Source organism: Apilactobacillus kunkeei (assembly GCF_001308195.1).
Taxonomy (GTDB): domain Bacteria; phylum Bacillota; class Bacilli; order Lactobacillales; family Lactobacillaceae; genus Apilactobacillus; species Apilactobacillus kunkeei_C.
This window is the reverse complement of sequence record NZ_JXDF01000017.1, coordinates 166,660-189,738: the sequence shown is the minus strand read 5'-3', so window position 1 is coordinate 189,738 and position 23,079 is coordinate 166,660. Positions and strand designations below refer to the sequence as shown.

General features: G+C 36.6%; 18 protein-coding genes. 17 read left to right on the top strand and 1 reads right to left on the bottom strand.

Going from position 1 to position 23,079, the window contains the following annotated elements; genetic code table 11:
- Positions 1 to 91 precede the first annotated feature (91 nt).
- The 13 genes from RZ78_RS04090 (at position 92) to clpB (ending at position 15,549) form a co-directional block, all read left to right on the top strand.
- Complete coding sequence (locus RZ78_RS04090; protein WP_034530763.1) at positions 92 to 1,060, top strand: PhoH family protein; 969 nt, start codon at positions 92 to 94, stop codon at positions 1,058 to 1,060.
- A gap of 24 nt (positions 1,061 to 1,084) precedes the next feature.
- On the top strand, positions 1,085 to 1,564 hold the full coding sequence (gene ybeY / locus RZ78_RS04085; RefSeq protein ID WP_053791815.1) for an rRNA maturation RNase YbeY: 480 nt from the start codon (positions 1,085 to 1,087) through the stop codon (positions 1,562 to 1,564).
- Positions 1,542 to 1,937, top strand: a complete 396-nt coding sequence (locus RZ78_RS04080; protein ID WP_081006898.1) for a diacylglycerol kinase family protein — start codon at positions 1,542 to 1,544, stop codon at positions 1,935 to 1,937. The genes ybeY and RZ78_RS04080 overlap by 23 nt, the downstream gene beginning before the upstream one ends.
- Positions 1,938 to 1,952: 15 nt before the next feature.
- Positions 1,953 to 2,864: a GTPase Era gene (gene era / locus RZ78_RS04075; protein WP_371416538.1), complete on the top strand. Its 912-nt coding sequence runs from the start codon at positions 1,953 to 1,955 to the stop codon at positions 2,862 to 2,864.
- Positions 2,865 to 2,891: 27 nt separating this feature from the next.
- Positions 2,892 to 3,653 carry a DNA repair protein RecO gene (gene recO / locus RZ78_RS04070; protein ID WP_034533945.1) on the top strand — a complete coding sequence of 254 codons (762 nt, stop codon included), beginning with the start codon at positions 2,892 to 2,894 and terminating at the stop codon, positions 3,651 to 3,653.
- Positions 3,654 to 3,933: 280 nt separating this feature from the next.
- Entirely contained in the window at positions 3,934 to 4,866 is a 933-nt protein-coding gene (glyQ, locus tag RZ78_RS04065; RefSeq protein WP_034530772.1) for a glycine--tRNA ligase subunit alpha, read from the top strand.
- On the top strand, positions 4,866 to 6,944 hold the full coding sequence (glyS, locus tag RZ78_RS04060; protein ID WP_054608206.1) for a glycine--tRNA ligase subunit beta: 2,079 nt from the start codon (positions 4,866 to 4,868) through the stop codon (positions 6,942 to 6,944). Before glyQ ends, glyS begins: the two co-directional genes overlap by 1 nt.
- 111 nt (positions 6,945 to 7,055) lie before the next feature.
- Positions 7,056 to 8,897: a DNA primase gene (dnaG, locus tag RZ78_RS04055; protein ID WP_237756981.1), complete on the top strand. Its 1,842-nt coding sequence runs from the start codon at positions 7,056 to 7,058 to the stop codon at positions 8,895 to 8,897.
- A gap of 16 nt (positions 8,898 to 8,913) precedes the next feature.
- A complete protein-coding gene (gene rpoD / locus RZ78_RS04050) occupies positions 8,914 to 10,026 on the top strand; it encodes an RNA polymerase sigma factor RpoD (RefSeq protein ID WP_034530776.1) in 1,113 nt (370 codons plus the stop codon).
- An 88-nt stretch (positions 10,027 to 10,114) separates the two neighbouring features.
- Positions 10,115 to 10,810 carry a tRNA (adenine(22)-N(1))-methyltransferase gene (locus tag RZ78_RS04045; RefSeq protein ID WP_034533938.1) on the top strand — a complete coding sequence of 232 codons (696 nt, stop codon included), beginning with the start codon at positions 10,115 to 10,117 and terminating at the stop codon, positions 10,808 to 10,810.
- On the top strand, positions 10,811 to 11,614 hold the full coding sequence (locus RZ78_RS04040) for a Nif3-like dinuclear metal center hexameric protein (RefSeq protein WP_054608205.1): 804 nt from the start codon (positions 10,811 to 10,813) through the stop codon (positions 11,612 to 11,614).
- Between the two features lie 11 nt (positions 11,615 to 11,625).
- Entirely contained in the window at positions 11,626 to 12,861 is a 1,236-nt protein-coding gene (pepT, locus tag RZ78_RS04035; protein WP_054608204.1) for a peptidase T, read from the top strand.
- A gap of 105 nt (positions 12,862 to 12,966) precedes the next feature.
- The gene (gene clpB, locus RZ78_RS04030) at positions 12,967 to 15,549 is read left to right on the top strand and encodes an ATP-dependent chaperone ClpB (RefSeq protein WP_054608203.1); all 2,583 of its coding nucleotides are present in this window, start codon (positions 12,967 to 12,969) and stop codon (positions 15,547 to 15,549) included.
- A 36-nt stretch (positions 15,550 to 15,585) separates the two neighbouring features.
- Here clpB and RZ78_RS04025 read toward each other — a convergent pair whose 3' ends face one another.
- On the bottom strand, positions 15,586 to 15,777 hold the full coding sequence (locus RZ78_RS04025; RefSeq protein WP_225349239.1) for a DUF2929 family protein: 192 nt from the start codon (positions 15,775 to 15,777) through the stop codon (positions 15,586 to 15,588).
- A 105-nt stretch (positions 15,778 to 15,882) separates the two neighbouring features.
- On the opposite strand from RZ78_RS04025, the gene dnaE reads away from it, so the two are divergent.
- The 4 genes from dnaE (at position 15,883) to xerD (ending at position 23,058) form a co-directional block, all read left to right on the top strand.
- Positions 15,883 to 19,260 (top strand): DNA polymerase III subunit alpha, encoded by a 3,378-nt coding sequence (gene dnaE, locus RZ78_RS04020; RefSeq protein WP_081006897.1) that lies wholly within the window; start codon positions 15,883 to 15,885, stop codon positions 19,258 to 19,260.
- Between the two features lie 142 nt (positions 19,261 to 19,402).
- Complete coding sequence (gene pyk, locus RZ78_RS04015) at positions 19,403 to 21,163, top strand: pyruvate kinase (RefSeq protein WP_053796641.1); 1,761 nt, start codon at positions 19,403 to 19,405, stop codon at positions 21,161 to 21,163.
- Between the two features lie 108 nt (positions 21,164 to 21,271).
- Entirely contained in the window at positions 21,272 to 22,156 is an 885-nt protein-coding gene (locus RZ78_RS04010; RefSeq protein WP_054608201.1) for a CvfB family protein, read from the top strand.
- Between the two features lie 14 nt (positions 22,157 to 22,170).
- The gene (gene xerD, locus RZ78_RS04005; protein ID WP_054608200.1) at positions 22,171 to 23,058 is read left to right on the top strand and encodes a site-specific tyrosine recombinase XerD; all 888 of its coding nucleotides are present in this window, start codon (positions 22,171 to 22,173) and stop codon (positions 23,056 to 23,058) included.
- Positions 23,059 to 23,079 lie beyond the last annotated feature (21 nt).

Sequence of the window (23,079 nt, the reverse complement as noted above, 5' to 3'; positions counted from 1 at the left end):
ACAATCATGCTTTGTTAGTACATATTAATAACTTTTTTAAAGTCTAAATCTGTGCTAATATTTGATTATCAATAAAAAAGGGGTCGCTATATTGACAGAACAAACTGAAGTAACCAAAGAATTTATTATTCATAATTTAGATTTTGAACCTAAGTTGTTAGGGGCACAAAATAAATACGTTACAATTCTTGAAGAGGGTATGGAAGTATCAATTAATGCTTTTGGAACCAATGTAAAGGTATCCGGAAGTGAAGATAATGTTAATAAAGTTATTTCAATTTTTAAGAACTTAATGGACTTAATTCAAAATGGTGTCACATTGAATAGCAGTGACTTTGTTTCTGCTATGAATATGGCCAAAAATGATACGTTAAGTTATTTTAAAGAGCTATACAATCAAATATTAATCAAAGACTTTAAGGGTAAACCAGTCCGTGTTAAGAACTTTGGTCAACGCCAATACGTTCAATCCGTAAAACGTAATGATATTACTTTCGGAATTGGACCAGCCGGTACTGGTAAAACATACTTAGCTGTGGTTATGGCAATCGCAGCATTAAAGCACGGTGATGTCGAAAAGATTATTTTGACAAGACCTGCCGTTGAAGCCGGTGAAAGCCTAGGTTTTCTACCAGGTGATTTAAAAGAAAAAGTTGATCCATACTTGAGACCAATTTACGATGCACTTCATTCAATTCTAGGTCGTGAACACACTGCTAGATTGATGGAAAGAGGAGTTATTGAAATTGCTCCATTAGCATATATGCGTGGTAGAACATTGGACTCTGCTTTCGTTATCTTAGACGAAGCCCAAAACACCACAACTGCTCAAATGAAGATGTTTTTAACTCGTCTTGGCTTTGGTTCAAAGATGATTGTTAACGGTGATATTTCTCAAATTGATTTGCCTAAACATGCAAGTAGTGGACTAGTTCAAGCCCAATCAATCTTACAAAATGTTGAAAAAATTCGTTTTGTTAAGTTTGATTCTAAGGATGTTGTTAGACATCCAGTGGTTGCTAGAATTATCGATGCCTACGAAGAATATCAACAAAACTAGAAATTTTATAACAGGAGTACCAGAATGGATTTAGAAATTTACGATAAGACAAAAGACGGTGTAGACCAAAAACACATCGATTTAGTGGAAGATGTATTGCAATTTGCTAGCAAGGCATTAGACCTTAAGGATAATACTGAAATGTCAGTAACATTCGTTAATAATGACGAAATTAAGGAGATTAACAGTAAGTATCGTGGTGTTGACCGCGCAACTGATGTTATTAGTTTTGCGATTGAAGACGGTGATGACGATTTTCCATTAATTATGGATGATGAAATGGCCGCAGAAATCCCAGAAAACATTGGTGACATCTTTGTTTCAATCGATAAGGTTGCTGAACAAGCAGAATTTTTAGACCACTCATATGAACGTGAATTAGGTTTCCTTGTTGTTCATGGATTCCTACACTTAAATGGTTATGATCACATGAAGCAAGAAGATGAAGATGTTATGTTCCCATTGCAAAGAAAGATTATGGATGACTATGGGCTTAAGAGATAAAAAAGTAGTCAGAAAAAATCGTAGTTTTGCTGAATCCTTTAAGCACGCTTTTGATGGTTTAGTAATATTATGCAAGACAGAACGTAACTTTAGATTTCATCTAATTGCATCTTTAGTCGTAGTGATTATTTCTTTTATTCTTAAGATTGATTTGAGCCAATGGGTTTGGATTTTGTTAGCAATATTTATTGTTTTAATCGCTGAAGTTGTAAATACGTTATGTGAATCAATTGTTAATTTAATTGTTGGTAATAAGTACGATGAAATTGCCAAGAAGGCCAAAGACGTCGCTGCCGCAGGTGTGGTCATTGCGTCAATCTTTGCAGCAATCATCGGATTATTGGTATATGTTCCAATTATATTTGGACTTTAACAGCACGGAGGAATTATTATGGAATTTGATCCAAACTTTCATTCAGGATTTGTGGCAATCGTTGGTAGACCAAATGTTGGTAAATCAACATTCTTGAACCGTATTATCGGTCAAAAAATTGCCATTATGAGTGATAAAGCACAAACAACTAGAAACAAGATTCAAGGTGTATACACCGATGATGAATCACAAATTGTCTTCTTGGATACCCCAGGAATTCACAAACCAAATAATAAATTAGATGATTTCATGGAAAAATCAGCTTTTTCAGCTTTAAAAGAAGTTGATGCTGTTTTATTCATGGTAAGTGCCACTGAAACAAGAGGTGCGGGAGATAACTTTATCATTAACCGTTTAAAGGATATTGATAAACCAGTTTACTTAATCATCAACAAGATTGATGAAATTAATCCAAATAAACTTCTAAGTATCATGGATATTTACAAGAAAGCGCTTGATTGGAAAGAAGTTTTCCCAATTTCAGCACTACAAGGTAACAACGTTGATGAATTGATGGACAACTTAAAACAATTATTACCAGCGGGTCCACAATACTACCCAGAAGACGAAGTAACTGATCACCCAGAACGTTTTATCGTTGCTGAATTAATCAGAGAAAAAATCTTAATGTTAGCAAGAGACGAAATCCCTTACTCAATTGCGATTGATATCTTAAGCATGAAGACCAAGGAAAACGGCAATGTAGATATCCAAGCTGATATCTTAGTAGACCGTCCTGGACAAAAGGGAATCTTAATTGGTAAGCAAGGATCAATGCTAAAGAAGATTGGAACACTTGCAAGACAAGATATCGAAGACTTATTAGGTAGCAAGGTTTATCTAAAACTTTGGGTTAAGGTTCATCCTGGATGGCGTAATGAATCATCCGTTCTTAAGTCATTAGGATACAAGAAAGATAATTACTAAAATTTTAAAAATGGTCGGTGAATAAAAATGGATTCACAAACATATATGAATTTTCACGGTATTTTACTATACCGAAAGAACTTTAAAGAAAATGATATGTTAGTTAAGTTTTTAACGGCCGAGGCAGGCAAGAAGATGTTTTTCATTCGAGGCGCTCGAAAAAGGGGCTTTAAGATGATGGCGGATATCTTGCCTTTTACCTATGGTACGTATTCTGGAAAGATAAATGCTGAAAACTTATCTTATATTTATAGTGGATTAGATACTGACCATTATGAAAACATTAGCGAGGATATTTTCTTAAATGCCTATGCTACTTACATTATGTCTTTAGTCGACGTTGCATTTCCTGACTCAACACCAATTCCGCATTGGTTCAACCAGTTGTTTGCAGCGTTACGATTAATCGATAACGGGGTTGACCCTGAGGTGATTACCAACATCTGTGAAATCCAACTTTTAGGTGAGTTTGGGGTACAACCTGAACTAAGGGGATGCGCCATTTGTGGTCGTACTGATCTTAACTTTGACTATTCTGAAGCCTATGGTGGATTGATTTGCCAAAATCACTTTCATTTAGATGCTAATCGTTTGCACTTAGATCAAAAGACCATTTATTATTTACGTCGTTTTTCAATTATTGATTTAAATAAATTGGGTAACGTTAACGTAAATGACAATACAAAGCAAAATTTAAGAATGTTACTCGATAAGATTTACTCGGATTCTGTAGGAATTCATTTAAAGAGTAAAAGTTTCTTAGATCAAATGAATGACCTAAGATTATAGAATTGATTTTTTAGCAATTGTAAACTATAATTAAGTTAAATAAATACGAATGGTAATGACAAAAGAGGGTCATTGAATAAAATGATATCCAGCGATAGTAGGACAGTGTGAGCTACTTGCATTTTCAATGATTGGCACTTTTTGAACCAAAGAAATCAAGCTGCTGACGAAAGTCAGAAGTAGGGTGGAACCGCGAATAATCGTCCCTATGTAAACTGTATTTAAGTATACTTTTTGCATAGGTTTTTTTTATGCCATTCGTTTATTAGGAGGAAGTAACATGACAGAAAAGTTGTCAATGCAAGACATCATTTTAAAATTACAACAATACTGGTCATCACAAGGTTGTATGTTAATGCAAGCATACGATACTGAAAAGGGTGCCGGAACTATGAGTCCATACACATTCTTACGTGCAATTGGACCTGAACCATGGAACGCAGCATACGTTGAACCTTCTAGAAGACCTGCTGATGGTAGATATGGTGAAAACCCTAACCGTTTATACCAACATCACCAATTCCAAGTAATCATGAAACCATCTCCTGAAAACATCCAAGAACTATACTTGGATAGTTTAAAAGAACTTGGCATTAACCCAGAAGAACACGATATTCGTTTCGTTGAAGATAACTGGGAAAACCCATCAATGGGTTGTGCCGGTGTTGGTTGGGAAATCTGGCTAGACGGAATGGAAGTTACTCAATTTACTTACTTCCAAATCGTTGGTGGTCAAGAAATGAACCCTGTTGCTTCAGAAATTACTTACGGTCTAGAAAGACTTGCTTCATATGTTCAAGACGTTAACAACGTTTTTGAACTAGAATGGAGTGATGGTGTTAAGTACGGTGATATCTTTAAGGAACCAGAATACGAACACTCAAAATACAGTTTCGAAGAAAGTAACCAAGAAATGTTATTAAAGATGTTTGATGACTTCGAAACAGAAGCTAAAAAACAAATCGCAAACGGCTTAGTTCACCCCGCATACGACTACGTTCTAAAATGTAGCCACACATTTAACTTATTAGATGCTAGAGGTGCCGTTTCAGTTACTGAACGTGCCGGATATCTTTCAAGAATCAGAAGAATGGCTAGAGAAATCGCTAAGGCCTTCATTGCTGAAAGAAAAAAACGTGGTTTCCCACTTATCAAAGATGAAAAATTAAGACAATCTCTTCTAAAAGATGATGAAAACAAGGAGGAAAAATAATGGCTCACACATTTTTACTTGAAATTGGACTAGAAGAAATGCCAGCTCATGTGGTAACTCCTAGTATCAAACAATTAGTTAAGAAGACTGAAGATTACTTAAAAGATCAAAGAATCGATTTTGATGCTGTTAAGCCATTCTCAACTCCTCGTCGTTTAACTATCCAAATTGAAGGTTTAGCTGACAAACAACCTGACGTAAACGAAACTGTAAAGGGTCCTGCTAAGAAGATTGCTTTAGATGACGAAGGCAACTGGTCAAAAGCAGCCATTGGTTTCACTAAGGGACAAGGCTTAAGCACAGACGATATTACCTTTAAAGAAGTTAAGGGTACTGAATATGTTTTTGTTGAAAAACACATCGCCGGAAAGCCTGTTAAAGAAGTTCTAATGGGACTAAAGGATGTTATCACAAGCATGACATTCCCAACACTAATGAAGTGGAACGTTTACCGTTTAGACTTCATTCGTCCAATTAGATGGATGGTAGCTCTATTAGATGACGAAGTATTACCAATTCAAATTCTAGACGTTACTGCTTCAAACGTTAGTCGTGGCCACAGATTCTTAGGTCAAGACACAACCATTAACTCAGCTGATGAATACGAAGAAAAGCTAAAAGAACAATTTGTAATTGTTGATGCTCAAAAACGTAAAGACTTAATCGTAAAACAAATTAAAGAAATTCAAGATGAAAACAACTGGGTAATTAACATCAACCCAGGTCTACTTGAAGAAGTTAACAACTTGGTTGAATGGCCAACTGCATTCTTTGGTAAGTTCGATGAAAAATACCTACAACTACCTTCAGAAGTTCTAATTACTTCAATGAAGGATAACCAAAGATTCTTCTACGTTAACGATCAAAATGGTAACATCTTACCATTCTTTATCTCAGTTAGAAACGGTAACAGCGAATACATCGAAAACGTGATTGCTGGTAACGAAAAAGTGCTTACTGCACGTCTAGAAGATGCAATGTTCTTCTACCAAGAAGATCAAGCTAAGGATATCGACTTCTACGTAAACAAGCTAAAGAAGGTAAGCTTCCACGACAAGATTTCAACTATGTTTGAAAAGATGCAACGTGTTGAAAAGATTGCCGAAGTAATTGGTCAACATGCTAAACTAAGCGACCAAGAACTAAAAGATGTTAAACGTGCTGCTCAAATTTACAAGTTCGATTTAGTAACCGGTATGGTTGGTGAATTCTCAGAACTACAAGGTGTAATGGGTGAAAAGTACGCTCTATTAAAGGGTGAAAATGAAGCTGTTGCTACTGCTATTCGTGAACACTACATGCCAATCTCAGCAACAGGTGAACTACCAGCAACCAAGGTTGGTTCAGTTCTTTCCCTAGCTGATAAGTTTGACAGTATCCTAACTTTCTTTGCCGCTGGTATGATTCCAAGCGGTTCAAATGACCCATACGCATTGAGAAGACAAGCTAACGGTATCGTTAGAATTGTTAAGAACGAAGAATTAAACTTCAACTTAACTGAAATGATGGAAGCATTTATCAACGCTGAAAAGGATGCAAACGTTGCTCCTGACTTGGATCAAAACAAGGAAATTAGCGAAATCGTTTCATTCATCAAGGATAGAATTGTTAAGCAACTAAAGGCTGACAAGATTAGACATGATATTATCGATGCTGCAGGTAACTCAAACAACGATAATATTGAATTTATCTTTAACGTTGCCGATATTCTAAACGAACACAAGGAAGATGATAACTTCAAGGAATCTGTTGAAGCATTAACTCGTGTTCTAAGAATTTCAGAAAAGCAAGACTTTGCCGCAGACGACTTAAATGTTGATGAATCATTATTTGAAAACGATTCTGAAAAGAAGCTTCATTCAAATGTTGATGCAATCTCAGGTGATTTCTTCTCACTAAGTGCAAACGATGAATACAACAAGTTATTCGACTTGAAAGATTCAATTAACGACTACTTTGACCAAACAATGGTTATGGCTAAAGAAGAAAACGTTAAGAACAATCACTTACGTGAATTAACTAAGTTATCAAACATGATTAACTGGTTTGCTGATTTAAACCAACTAATCGTAAAATAGAATTGATAGACAAACCTATGATGGGTTGATAAAATACTGTATAATATTTATTCGTATTTTTAACAAAAGTCGCACTAAAAATCGGTGCGACTTTTATCAGTGAAAGGAGATATGCTGACAATGATTCCTGAAGAAGTAATTGATCAGATTAGAAATGAAACCAACATTGCCGATGTGGTTGGTCAGTTTGTTTCATTGAAAAAATCTGGTAGTAATCTATTTGGTATATGTCCATTTCATAATGAAAACACTGCATCATTTTCTGTTAATGAACAAAAACAAATCTTTCACTGTTTCAGTTGTGGAAGAGGTGGAAATGTCTTTAAGTTCATGATGGAATTGGAAAATCTTTCATATCCGGAAGCGGTAATGAGAGTTGCTGACATGCAAGGAATTGAAATTCCTGATCAATATAAGCATTCCAATAAAGCTAAATCAAACATCAATCCGGTTGAGAAAAAATTAATCGATATGCATGAGCTAGCCACTGAATTGTATAGTCATATTTTGATGAATACAGAAGTGGGACAACCGGCATTAGATTACTTGCACGAACGTGGATTGACCGATGACACCATCAAGTTCTACCGTTTGGGGTTTGCACCTAAGGAACAAATCTTAAATAAGTTTTTGGAAAACAAGAAAGTTCAATATGATGACATGAGAAAATCTGGTTTATTTATTGAAACTGATGATGGTAAACTTCGTGATCGTTTCTTTGACCGTATCATGTTCCCAATTAAAAACGAGTTTGGTAATCTGATTGGTTTCTCAGGACGTGTAATGGATAAAAATGCCTCAACGGCAAAATACCTAAACAGTCCTGAAACTGATATTTTCAACAAACGAAAAGTCTTATTCAACCTATCTGATGCCAAGACAACCATTCAAAAGCAAAAAAACGTTATCTTGTTTGAAGGATTCATGGATGTTATTTCCGCTTATCAATCAGGTGTGACCAACGGAATTGCTTCAATGGGAACTAGTCTTACCACCGAACAAATTGCTACGATTAAACGTTTAACACCAAGCGTTAGTGTTTGTTATGATGGTGATGCACCGGGACAAAATGCGATTAATCGAGCATTGTCATTATTAGGTAATACAGATTTATCTCTAGGTGTTATTCAAATGCCTGAGGGAATTGATCCCGATGAATATCGTAAACAATATGGTGAGGAAAAGTTTGCTAGTTATATGCATTCCGCCTACGAATCACCACTTTCGTTTAAGATGCGATACTTCAAGTTGAACCGTAACTTGGATAATGAAACTGACCAGATTAGTTATATTAACGATGTCTTACAGGAAGTTGCTAAGATTTCCGATCCATTGGAAAGAGACATTTATGTTAACCAATTATCTGATCAATTTAACTTGAACAAGTTAGATTTAACTAATCGAATGAATACCTATATTCAAAAGAACAACGTTAACAAGTCGATTCAAAAATCAAGGGATGAACCACAACAAGGTCATCCAGTCATCCAACCAATTGATAACGTCAGATCACATAGCAAGGTTGAATTGGCGGAATTATATCTATTTAATCGCATTTTGATGTCACGTGAAATGTGGCAACATTTGATGAGTAAAGATGGTTTTTCATTTGTGGATGATGATTTTCAACTTCTATACACATTGGCACAAGGCTATATGGCAACACATGACGAATATAAGTCAGCAGAGTTTCAAGACTTCATTAAAGAAGAAAAGTTACAAAATATGTTGATTAATATCGAAATGTTACCGTTAAGCGATGCGCCAAATAAAGAAGAGGTTGACGATTATGTTAATATAATAATGAATGAGGCGCCGATCGATGTTCAGCTTAAGAACAAACAGGCTGAATTGAATGATGCCAAGAAGCTAGGGGATGTTGATAAACAAACTGAACTAGCGATGGAAATCATCAAGTTACAAAGACAAAAACAGTTGAACGACAGATCGTAATTTAGGAGGCACTTTAATGGCTGAAAAGAAGTTAAACAAGAAAGAACTAAAAGAATCAACCAATGCTTTAATTAAGAAGCAAAAGAAAGTTGGACACGTTACTTATGACGATGTTAATGACACAATTGCTGTGCCATTCAAGCTAACTAAGACGGAAATGTACGAATTACTAGAAAAAATTGAAGACGCTGGTATTAGTGTTGTTGATAAAAATGGTGATCCAGATCCACGTGCCCTAGAAGCAGCTAAAAAGGTTACTCAAGCTGAATTGAAGAACTCAGCTTCAGCTCCTACTGGTGTTAAGATTAACGACCCAGTTAGAATGTACCTAAAAGAAATTGGACGTGTTCCACTTCTAACTGCTGACCAAGAAGTTGACTTGGCTCTTCGTATCGAAGAAGGCGACGAAGAAGCTAAACAAGAACTAGCTGAAGCTAACCTTCGTTTGGTTGTTTCAATTGCTAAGCGTTACGTTGGTCGTGGTATGCAATTCTTGGACTTAATCCAAGAAGGTAACATGGGTCTAATGAAGGCTGTAGAAAAGTTTGATTACAGAAAAGGTTTCAAGTTCTCAACTTACGCTACTTGGTGGATTAGACAAGCTATTACACGTGCGATTGCTGACCAAGCTAGAACTATCAGAATTCCAGTTCACATGGTTGAAACAATCAACAAATTAATCCGTATTCAAAGACAATTACTTCAAGATTTAGGTCGTGAACCTACACCCGAAGAAATTGGTGCTGAAATGGATATGCCAACTCAAAAGGTTAGAAGCATTCTAAAGATTTCTCAAGAACCAGTTTCTCTAGAAACACCAATTGGTGAAGAAGATGACTCTCACTTAGGTGACTTTATCGAAGACCAAGATGCAACTAGTCCAGCCGACCACGCTGCATACGAATTACTAAAGGAACAACTTGAAGGTGTCTTAGATACTCTAACTGACCGTGAAGAAAACGTTTTAAGATTACGTTTCGGTCTAGACGATGGTCGTACTAGAACCCTTGAAGAAGTTGGTAAGGTTTTTGGTGTTACTCGTGAAAGAATTAGACAAATTGAAGCTAAGGCTTTGAGAAAGTTACGCCACCCATCCAGAAGTAAACAACTAAAGGATTTCCTTGAATAATAATTAAAACAGATAGCATTTGCTATCTGTTTTTTATTTTCTATAGCGGTTATAATATAACTAATAACAAAGTAGAAAAGGTGTTTTTATGGACGCAAATAAGTTATCTCAAAGATTGAAAGTAGTTGCAGATTTTGTTCCGCAAAATAGTCGAGTAGCAGACATCGGATCTGATCATGCATACTTGCCAGTTTATTTGATGAAACAAAAACAAATTGAATTTGGAATTGCTAGTGAGGTTGCTAAGGGACCTCTAGACAACGCAATTCAAGAAATTAAAGCTGAAGGTTTAAGTGATCGAATCGACACTAGACTAGCAGATGGATTATTATCAGTACAACCAGAGGATAAAATTGATTGTGTTACCATTGCCGGAATGGGTGGAACTTTAATCAAGAATATCCTAGAAAACGGTAAGTCACACTTATCAGGCGACGAACTATTGATTCTTCAACCAAACGTTGGTGAAGATCGTTTGAGAACATGGTTAATGAATAACCAATATGAAATTAGTGATGAAACCATCTTAAGAGAAGACGGTCACACCTATGAAATTATCGTTGCGAAAAAGACCGACGAACCAGTAAAATACACAGAACAAGAAATTAAGTTTGGCCCATTTTTACTAAAACAACACTCAGATGTTTTCGTTGAGAAGTGGGAAAACGAAATTGAAAGAATTGAAATGGTAATTGACCAAATGAACTTGGCCAAGCATGATAAACCAGTTGATAAGATTAATTCAATGAAGAAGGAAATTGAGGAAATTAAAGAGGTGTTATAAATGAAAGCATTCGACTTAATTAACCAGTTTGAAAAATTTGCACCAAAGGAGATTGCGGTTGAACAAGACCCAATCGGTTTGCAAATTGGATCGATTAATCAAGAAATTCATAAGGTGTTAGTAACCTTAGACGTTAGACCAGAAGTGGTTGAAGAAGCGATTGAAAACGACTGTGATATGATTTTTTCTCATCATCCAGCGATGTTTAGACCTGTTAAAAACATGGACTTAGATGTCCCACAAAATAAGATGTATGCCGACATCATTAAGAACAACATCGTTGTTTATTCTGCACACACCAATTTGGATAACGCTGATGGTGGTATGAACGATTGGTTAGCTGAAGCAATGGACCTAAGAAACGTTGAAGGACTAGTAAGTCAAGGAGATTATAATGGAGTTGAATACTTCATGGGTCGAATTGGTGAACTAAAGGAAACCACAACAGTCGAACAGTTTGCGCATAATTGTAAGCAATACTTCAATGTCTCCGGTCTTCGCCTAATTAGTCATGAATTGAATAAGCCAGTTAAAAAAGTTGCCGTTCTAGGTGGCGATGGTGGTAAGTTCTATAACATTGCTAAGGATAAAGGTGCAGACGTTTATGTTACCGGGGATGTTTATTATCACGTCGGGCATGATATGATTGCTGACCATATGTCAGTTGTTGATCCCGGCCATCACATCGAAAGCATTTGCAAACCATATTTGGCAGAAATGTTCAAAGAGTGGGCAAAAGATTATGATTGGCCAATAGATGTGATAGAATCTTCTATAAACACTGATCCATATCAATTTATTTAGGGGGAAACACCATGAGTAAGTATGAAGACTTAGTACCTCGTTTTTTGAGATACGTTAAGATTAACACGCGTTCTGATGAAAGCAGCACTACCATTCCATCAGCAAACCGTGAAACAGTATTTTTAAACCAATTAAAGGAAGAACTAAAAGAAATTGGTTTATCTAACGTAAGAACAAATGAAGAAAGTGTATATGTATTTGCAACCCTACCTTCAAACATCGACAAAGATGTTAAGAAGATTGGTTTCATTTCACATATTGATACTGCTGATTTTAATTCAGGAAATGTGAACCCACAATTTGTAGAAAACTATGATGGAAAATCAAACATCAAATTAGGTGACGGTGAATACAACTTAGATCCAAACGTATTTGAAAGTCTACATAAGTATTCTGGTGATACTCTTATCACAACTGATGGAACCACTTTATTAGGAGCTGACGACAAGTCAGGAGTTTCCGAAATCATTTCATCCATGAAGTACTTAATTGACCATCCTGAAATTAAGCACGGTGAAATTGAAGTTGGTTTTGGTCCGGACGAAGAAATCGGAACTGGTTCATTGAAGTTTGATGTTAAAGATTTCGGTGCTGACATGGCATACACCGTTGATGGCGGAGCTAAAGGTCAACTACAATACGAAACCTTTAATGCCGCTGGTGCAACCGTTGAAATTAAAGGAACCGATGTCCATCCTGGTGAAGCCAAGGATGTCATGGTCAATGCCGCTCTATTAGCAATGGAGTTCAATGCTAAACTACCTGTATACGAAAGACCTGAATACACTGATGGCAAGGAAGGATTCTACTTCTTACTTGAAATTAATGGTACTCCGGACAACACCAAGATGTCTTACATCATCAGAGATCATGACAGAAACCGTTTTGAAGAAAGAAAAGAATACTTCAAAAAGATTGCTGATGAAATGAACAAACGCTTTGATTATGACCGTGTTCACGTTGAAGTTAAAGACCAATACTACAACATGGCCGAAGTGATCGAAAAGAACATGGAAGTCGTTGATTTAGCCAAGGAAGCAATGAATAATGTTGACGTTAAACCAGACATTTTCCCAGTTCGTGGGGGAACTGATGGTTCAACAATCTCATTTAAGGGATTACCAACACCAAACTTGTTTGCCGGTGGTGAAAACATGCACGGTCGTTTTGAATATGTATCTGTTCAAACAATGGAAAAAGCATGTGATGTCATCATTGAAATCGCTAAGTTAAACGCAGAAAAATAATTAGTCAAAAAAGGTCAAAATAATTTGATTTAATGTGACCTTTTGGTAAAATTTACCTATGAGATGGATTTCTCATAGGTATTTTTTATTAAGTAGGTGAAATAATTGAATCCAGATGAATTAACAGAAGCAGTATCACAAGCGTTAGCTGAAGCACAAAAGGTGGCTGCTAATCGCAAACATCAAGAAATCACAATTACCCATTTATTCAAGGTATTGGTTCAACCAGGTGAATTAGCAAGACAAATTTTTGCTGAAGCAGGGATGAACGTTGATGATTTCGAAAAGCAATTGGATCAACAACTAGATGAAATTGCAACAGTAGATGGCCAAGGCGTGGCCTATGGACAAAATATTTCATCCAGTATGCTAGAACTATTACAAAACGCAGAAAAAGAAAAAACAAACTTGGGTGATGGCTATGTTGCCGTTGATACATTAGTAATCGCATTAATGGATACAACAGGGAACAAAGTTGTCGACTATGTAAAAGGCCAAGGAATTACAAAACAAAAGATTGAAGAAGTAGTACAAAATATCAGAGGGGGCGAAAAGGTGACTTCAAAGAATCAAGAAGATAATTATCAAGCACTTAAGAAATATGGTGTCGACTTGGTTGCCGAAGCCAGAGCAGGTAAGTTAGGCCCTATTATCGGTAGAGACGAAGAAATTCTAGATGTAATTAGAATTCTTTCCAGAATGACTAAGAACAACCCTGTTTTGATTGGTGATCCCGGTGTTGGTAAGACCGCAATCGTGGAAGGCTTAGCCAAACGTATTGCCGTAAACGATGTTCCTGAAAACCTAAAGGACAAGTCATTGTTTGAATTAGACATGAGTTCATTGATTGCTGGTGCCAAGTACCGTGGTGAATTCGAAGAACGTTTGAAGGCGGTTTTAAAGGCTGTTAAAAAGTCTGAAGGCCAAATTATCATGTTCATTGATGAAATTCACAACATCGTTGGTGCTGGTAAATCAGAAGGTAGTATGGATGCCGGAAATATCTTAAAACCAATGTTAGCTCGTGGTGAACTGCATTTGATTGGTGCAACTACTGTTGACGAATACAGAAAGTACATGCAAAAGGATAAGGCGCTTGAAAGACGTTTCCAAAAGGTTAGCGTTGATGAACCAAGTGTTGACGATACCATCACAATTCTTCGTGGAATTAAAGAACGACTAGAAATTCACCACGGAGTAAGAATTCATGATAACGCCTTAGTTGCAGCTGCCAAGTTGGCGGACCGTTATATTCCAGACCGTTTCTTACCTGATAAGGCGATTGATTTAGTTGATGAAGCATCTTCAACAATCGAAGTTGAAATGAACTCCAATCCAACTGAATTGGATCAAGCCAACCGTAAGTTAATGCGTGCCGAAGTCGAAGAGGCCGCATTAAAGAACGAAGAAGATGACGAATCAAAGGCTCGTTTGGCCAAACTAGAACCAGAACTAGCTAACTTAAAGGAAACTGTTAATAAGTTAAACGCTAGATGGCAACAAGAAAAGTCATCCATTAAGACATTAGGTGACAAGAAGGCTGAACTGGACCAAGCTAAGAATGACTTGCAACAAGCCGAAAGCTCATACGATTTAAATAAGGCTGCCATTCTAAAACATGGTACGATTCCAAAGCTGGAAGAAGAACTTGCTAAGATGGAAAATCAAGATCATGAAGACGACTGGTTGGTTAGTGAATCAGTTACAGAAGACGGTATTGCAGAAGTATTAAGTCGTGAAACTAAGATTCCTGTTGCCCGTTTGATGCAAGGTGAAAGAGAAAAACTACTTCATTTAGACGACAACTTGCATAAGCGAGTAGTTGGTCAAGATGAAGCCGTTGAAGCTGTTTCCGATGCGGTACTACGTTCTAGAGCTGGTCTACAAGACCCAAGTAAACCGCTAGGATCATTCCTATTCCTAGGACCTACCGGTGTTGGTAAGACCGAACTTGCCAAATCATTAGCTGAAAACCTATTCGATTCAGAAGAACACATGGTAAGAATTGACATGTCAGAATACATGGAAAAAGAATCCGTTTCTAGACTTGTCGGTGCTGCTCCAGGATACGTTGGTTACGAAGAAGGTGGCCAATTAACTGAAGCCGTTAGAAGAGATCCATACACCATTGTTTTGTTTGATGAAATAGAAAAAGCGCATCCTGATGTCTTCAACGTCTTACTACAAGTATTAGACGATGGAAGATTAACCGATGGCCAAGGCCACACAGTTGATTTCAAGAATACGCTATTGATTATGACATCAAATCTAGGTTCTGATATCTTATTGAATGGTTTGGATAAGGACGGAAACATTTCTGATAAGGCTAAGAAACAAGTCAATGACTTGTTGAAGAAGAGCTTCAAACCAGAATTCCTAAACCGAATTGATGACATCATCACATTCAAGCCACTATCCAAGAAGGATGTAAGACAAATTGTTAAACATTTAATCGACCAATTAGGTCAACGTTTAAATGATCAACAAATCAAGATTGAAGTCAGTGATGAAGCACTAGACTGGATTACTGATAATGGATACGACCCACAATATGGTGGAAGACCATTACAAAGATTTGTGACAAGAAATGTCGAAACCCCATTAGCTAAGTTAATCATTGCAGATAAGGTAAAAGCCAAGTCTACAGTTAAGATTGGATTAGCAAACAACGAATTAACATTTGAATAAACAAAAAAAGCTCAAGTTGATTAACTTGAGCTTTTATTATTTGACTGAGTGTTTTGAAATAAGTGTTAAAGCGTTAACAGCGATTAATACAACAACGGCTGATACGACACCAATTTCAGTTAAGTTATAGGTTAGTCCAGTTAATTGACTGGCAATGTATCCGATGATTTCACCGAAGATAACAGCCCAGAAAATAACTAATAGATTTGAAATAATGAATTTCATCATATCCACCTCACATTTCATAGAAATTTTACCACAGTTAAGAAGTAAAAAACAGTTATAAATAATCCAACCAATTGATATTTTTGTTATAATTGTTGAAGGAAAGGGATGATTTTTATGGATTATACACCGTTAAACGTAATGAGTTCATACAGTTTGTTGAATAGTACAATCTCAATAGATGAATTAATTTCAACAGCAATTAAACGTGGGTATACTAACCTGGCGTTGACTGATGACAAAGTTATGTATGGTGCAGTTGAATTCTATGATAAGTGTATAAAAAATAATATTCATCCAATTATCGGACTTACTTTTTCCGTTGAGAATGTCTCAGCGGATGAGGAGTCAAATCAATTGATTGTTTTAGCAAAGAATAATGATGGATACAAAAACATCATGAAATTATCAACTCTAGCTAAAACAAGGGAAAACGAAAATCTTTCGATAGATGATGTACTTAGTTTTACCAAAGATACTTTTATCATTGTTCCTGATTATGGCGAGGTAGCAGCGTTGATTAAACAACACCAAGTCGATACAGTGAGCGATTTTATAGGTGATCTAAAGAATGGTCATGAAGGTGGAGATATCTTCTTGGCGATTAGTGAAGAAAAACTAGAAGATAATGACTACATTGAACAAGTAAAACCATTATCAGAACAATTAGGGGTTGGCCTAATTGCATCATCTAGAGTCCAAAATCTAAATAGCGATGATGCATTCGCTCTAAAAGTAATGCAATGCATTCGAGATGATAATCGCCGTCTAACCAATCCACTGGGTGAAAGTCACGAAGAAACCCAGAACTGGTTAAAATCAAGTTCTGACGTAATTAATGACTACCAGCTAAAGGGACTTGAAGAATGCTTAACTAATAACGAAAAGGTAGCAAAAAGCTGTCATGTCGAAATTAGTAAAAAACAACCGGTTTTACCACATTATGATAATGGTAAGAACATGTCATCCAAGGATTTCCTAGCCGAGTTATGTATAACTGGTTTAAAGCACCGTTTAGTGGAATTAGCAGTTCCGAAAGGTAAATGGCTAGTTTATCGTGACCGTTTAAGACATGAGTTACAAGTGATTGATGGCATGGGCTTCAACGATTATTTCCTAATCGTGTGGGACGTTATTAACTACGCTCATCAACAAAATATCATGACTGGACCCGGACGTGGTTCAGCAGCCGGATCACTTGTTTCGTTTTGTTTGTACATTACAGATGTTGATCCGATTGAATACGACCTATTGTTTGAACGTTTCTTAAATGACCAACGTGCTCAAATGCCGGATATTGATTTGGATATTCCAGACGATAAACGTGAAGTGATTTTAAACTATGTCCATGATAAGTATGGGCATCAAAACGTTGCTCAAATCGTTACTTTTGATACAATGTCGACCAAACAAGTATTAAGGGATGTGGGTAGAACATTTGGTTTATCTAAGTTTGAACAAGACGAGTGGAGTAAAGCCATTCCAAACAAGTTAAAGATTACGCTTAAGGAATCTTACGATAACTCACTAAAACTTAGGAACCTCGTTAACGACAATGCCTTGAATAAGTTGATGTATGAAACGGCTACTAAACTAGAAGGTAACCCTAGACATTCATCGACGCATGCTGCCGGATTGGTGTTAAGTCAAAACAAAATTGTTGAGACTTCACCGCTTCAATCAGGAAATGAAGAGCTATTGATTACTCAATATTCTAAGAACTACGTAGAAGAAATCGGTTTGTTGAAGATTGATTTTCTTGGTTTAAAGAACCTTTCAATTTTAAACGACATCATTCAACTAGTTAGAAAAGATGTTAACAGTAATTTTGATATCAGAAAGATTAATTTAAACGATCCCAAAACATTGGAATTATTCCAACAGGGTGATACAAATGGAATCTTCCAATTTGAATCTGACGGGATTAAACGTGTTTTGAAATCATTACATCCGGATAACTTCAATGAGGTTGCGGCCGTTGATGCCTTGTACCGTCCTGGTCCAATGGAAAATATCGACACCTTCATTGCTCGAAAGAAGGGCAAGGAAAAGGTTGAAGGAATCGATGCAACCCTTGTTGATGTGTTAGGGCCAACGTATGGAATCATTGTTTATCAAGAACAGGTAATGCAAGTGGCATCAATCATGGGTGGCTTCACACTTGGTGAAGCCGACTTGTTACGTCGTGCAATGAGTAAGAAAAAGCAAGGCGTAATGGAATCAATGAGAGATAAGTTTATTACTGGAGCCGAAAAGAAGGGTTACTCAAAGCAATCTGCTAGTCAAACCTTCGAATATATTGAACGATTTGCTAGTTACGGTTTCAATAAGTCTCATGCTGTGGCTTACAGTAAGATGGCATTTGAATTAGCTTATTTGAAAGCCCATTTTAGTCGTCAATTCTTTACCGGATTGTTGAACTCCGTAATGGGAAATCACGACAAGATTAATGTTTATGTTGTGGAGGCTAAGAAACGTAATATTAATGTATTGGCACCTGATATCAATAAGTCATTTGAAGAGTTTATTGATGACGGGCAAAACATTATCTTTGGTCTAAGATGCATCAAGGGAATACGTAGTGATTTTATTCGTGAAATTGTTGAAGAACGTGAACAAAATGGTCCATACAAGGGACTAGAAGAGTTCATTTCCAGAATTTCACCACAGTTTAGAAAAAACGACTTATTAAAACCACTTATTTACGTGGGTGCTTTTGATAGTTTTAGTGATAATCGCTCCGAATTAGCTAATTCGATTGATGAATACGTTGAATCAGTTAACTTAAGCGGCGGATCTCAGGACTTATTCAAGACACTAAAGCCTAAAAAGCGAGTTGCCGAAGAACTTAGTCTAGTTGATAAACTGGAATTGGAAAATAAATACGTTGGTGTTTATTTATCAGGACATCCAGTAGAACAATATCAAAGACTACAAAGTGCAATGAAGATTGTTTCTTCAGACGAATTGGGTAGTTATGATGAACCAATTAACTGTCTATTGTTTGTGCAAAGAGTTAAGACCATTAGGACCAAAAAGGGTGACAATATGGCGTTCGTTGATGGAACAGATGTTGCCGGAGATATTAACGTGACAGTCTTCCCATCAACTTACAAACTTATTGCTAATTGGATTAGAACATCCATGGTAATTATGGTAAGTGGTAAACCCGAAAAGAGAAACGGTCAGTATCAACTGATTGCCGATAAGATGTATCCTGCAGCAAACGTTTTGAGTAAAATCAAAAAGCAAATGCCTAGTGAAAAATGGTATTTGAAGATTGATGAGGCCCACAATTCCAATCAAGTATTGAGAAATGTTTATGCATTGATGAAACAAAATCATGGAAATCATCAAGTCGTTATATATAATTCACAAAACGGTACCAAAAAGCTGTTAAGTACGGACAATAATTTGAATAATAGCAAGGAATTGCACGATAAACTTATTCAATTATTAGGCAATGGCAATGTAGTTTATAAATAATTTTGAATTATTAAAAAATTGCGCAAAAATAAAAGACATAAATTTTAAAAAGTGATACAATTCTAGATGAAACCTAGTTATGCATGATAGTCATCTTTTAGGGATGATTTATCATACAAAATAAAAGGAGAGATTTTTACTTATGAAGAAAACAAAAATCGTAAGTACATTAGGACCTGCTAGTACCGATGTTGACACTATTGTCAAATTAATCGAATCTGGCGCTAATGTTTTCAGATTTAACTTCTCACATGGTGACCATGAAGAACACTTTGATCGTTTAAACAAAGTTCATGAAGCCGAAAAGAGAACTGGTAAGACTGTTGGTCTTATGCTTGATACTAAGGGTGCTGAAATCCGTACTACTATCCAAAAAGATGGTAAGATTGAATTCCACACTAACGACGAATTTAGAATTTCAATGGACGAATCTATTGAAGGTACTAAAGAAAAGATCGCCGTTACTTACCCTGGCTTATTAGCTGACGTTCACGTTGGTGGCCACATCTTATTTGATGACGGTATCCTAGACTCAGTTATCAAAGAAATCGATGAAGCTAACAAAGAACTAGTTGTTGTTGCTCAAAACAACGCTACTCTAGGTTCACGTAAAACTGTTACTGCACCTGGTGTTTCAATTAACTTACCAGGTATTACTGAAAAGGATTCAAGCGACATTCGTTTTGGCCTTTCAGAAATGCACATTAACTTCATCGCCGCTTCATTTGTAAGAAAACCAGAAGATGTTTTAGACATCCGTAAATTACTTGAAGACGAACATAAAGAAGACGTTCAAATCTTCCCTAAGATTGAATCACAAGAAGGTATCGACAACTTTGAAGAAATCATGAAGGTTTCTGATGGTTTGATGATTGCTCGTGGTGACATGGCTGTTGAAATTCCAGCAGAAAATGTTCCAATCGTTCAAAAACACTTAATCCACAGATGTAACGAAATGGGTAAACCAGTTATTACTGCAACTCAAATGTTGGACTCAATGATTGAAAACCCACGTCCTACACGTGCTGAAGCTTCAGACGTTGAATACGCTGTATTAAGCGGTACTGATGCTACTATGCTTTCAGGTGAAAGTGCTAACGGTGACTACCCAGCAGAAGCAGTTGCTACTATGGCTAAGTTAGACGTTAAGGCTGAAAACCACTACGCTGAATACGGTGACGCTCGTCCTGCATTCAACAACGGTGACGTTACTGAAGCATTCGGTAAGCAAGTTGCTGAAATGGTTAAGGATCTTGACATCAAGACTATCGTAACTACTACTTCAACTGGTTACTCAGCTCGTATGATTTCTAAGTACCATCCAAATGCTGATATCTTAGCATTAACTTTTGATGACCGTGTACGTCGTGGTCTAATGGTTAACTGGGGTGTTCAACCAATCGTTGTTGACAAGCCAGAAAACAGTGATGGTATGTTCGACTTTGCAGCTAAGAAGGCAGTTGAAACTGGCTTAGCTAAGGAAGGCGACTTAATCCTTGTAGTTGCAGGTTTACCTGTTGGCGAAAAGGGTACAACTAACGTAATGAGCGTTAAGTTGATCGGTTCAGAACTTGCTCAAGGACAAGGTGTTGGCGACAAGACTGTTATCGGTAAAGCTTTTTTAGCAAGTAACGCTGCCGATGCAAACAGCAAGGCTGTTGACGGTGGCGTGTTGGTAGCTAAGAATACCAACAAAGACTTCTTGCCAGCTATTAAGAAGGCAAGCGCAATTATCGTTGAAGATGGTGGTATGACATCACATGCTGCAGTATTAGGTATTTCACTAGGAATTCCTGTTATTGTTAGCGCTAAGGGTGCTACTGAAAACATCTCAGACGGTCAAACTATTACAGTAGATGCACGTCGCGGAATTGTTTACGCAGGCGCTGCTAACTCACTATAATATTTACTCGAAAAGAGGGTGCATTTTAAATGCATCCTCTTTTTTTATCGAAATATTATGTAAATTAGTGTAGAATTGACATATAACGATTCGAAATGAGGAATATTAATGAATAACTTTTTAGGCCGTGTTGTTTCTGGTAAAGTAACTGACGAAAATGACAAAAACTATTTTGTTCAAATTGAAGGAACAACATTCCTATTGGATAAGGACGAAATATTAAAGCCACTAAAGATTGGTAGTAACTTTAAGGGATTTGCATATGAAAATGAAAATCACAAGATGCAAATAACAAGAAACATTCCAGATGTCCAAGTGGATCACTATGCATTTGGAACGGTTGTCCAAAGCAAGTATGGATTGGGAATTTTTGTTGATATCGGATTACCTAACAAGGACATCGCCGTATCAATCGATGATCTTCCTGAATTAACAAAGTTATGGCCTCAACATGGTGATAAAGTCATGATTGCCTTGAAAATCGATAAAAAAGATCGAATTTGGGGTGAATTAGCTGACGAAGAAATCTTCAAGAGTATTTCGATCCCAGCTAATCCCAAGCTAAAGAACCGTAACATGAAGGCGACAACTTACAGATTAAAGCTAGCCGGAACTCGTGTTATCACAGATGACTATCGACTAGGATTTATCCATCCGAGCGAACGTGAAATGGAACCACGCTTAGGTCAACAAGTTGACGTAAGAGTAATCGGAATTTTACGAGATGGAACATTGAACCTTTCAATGAAGCCTCGTGCATACGAAGCAATTAGTGACGATTCAAAAATGATTTTTGCTGTTTTGAAGCGAGCAGAAGATGGAAAGATTGCTTATACCGACAAGAGTACTCCTGAAGACATCAAGGCTTTCTTTGGTATCAGTAAGGGACAATTCAAACGTGCGGTAGGTAATCTTTTGAAGAACCGTCTGATTGAACAAAAAGATGGCGAAATGTTGTTAACTGAAAAGGGTAAAGAAACTGATATTGAATAAAATCGGGTGATATTATGGACTCCGAAGTTAAGGACTACTTACATTATTTGGTGATTGAACGCGGATTATCAGATAATACGATTAAGAGCTATCATCAAGACATTAAAGGATTTATCAATTACTTAAAAGACAATCATATTAGTGAATTTAAAAAAGTCGATTCAAAGATAATTTTAGATTATATGAAGTACATGAAGGATTGTGGAAAGGCAAGAAATTCCATAATCCGTTTTGTTTCAACGATGAAAAAGTTTTTTAAGTACCTACAAAGATATCACTTCATCATCGAAGATCCGATGGTCAATGTAGATACTCCTAAATCGGCCAATCATTTACCAGATGTATTGACGATGAAGGAAATTGATAAGTTGCTGGCAGTTCCTGATACAAACGACAAATATGGCATTAGAGATAGGGCGATATTAGAAGTTATGTATGCCACAGGATTGCGTGTTAGCGAAGTAGTTAATTTGAAGATGGATAATTTACATTTGGATATGGGAATTATTCAAACGATTGGTAAGGGAGACAAGGAAAGAATTATTCCGATTGGCTCTCAGGCCATCAAGTGGATATATACTTATATGGAAAACAGTCGCAATCTTTTGCTAAAAAGAAGACATTGTGATTATCTATTCTTAAATGCTCATGGATCTGGTTTAAGTAGACAAAGTATTTGGCAAAAGCTTAAACGTTATGTTGGTTTAGCTGGTATTAAGAAAAAGGTTACGCCACATACTTTACGTCATTCATTTGCTACTCATATACTAGAAAATGGAGCGGATTTGAGAGTTGTACAAGAGCTATTGGGGCACTCGGATATATCGACGACTCAAATCTATACACATGTTTCCCATGAACATCTAAATAAGGCGTTTGATGATTTTCATCCACACGCCTAAAGCACAGATTGGAGGAATTTG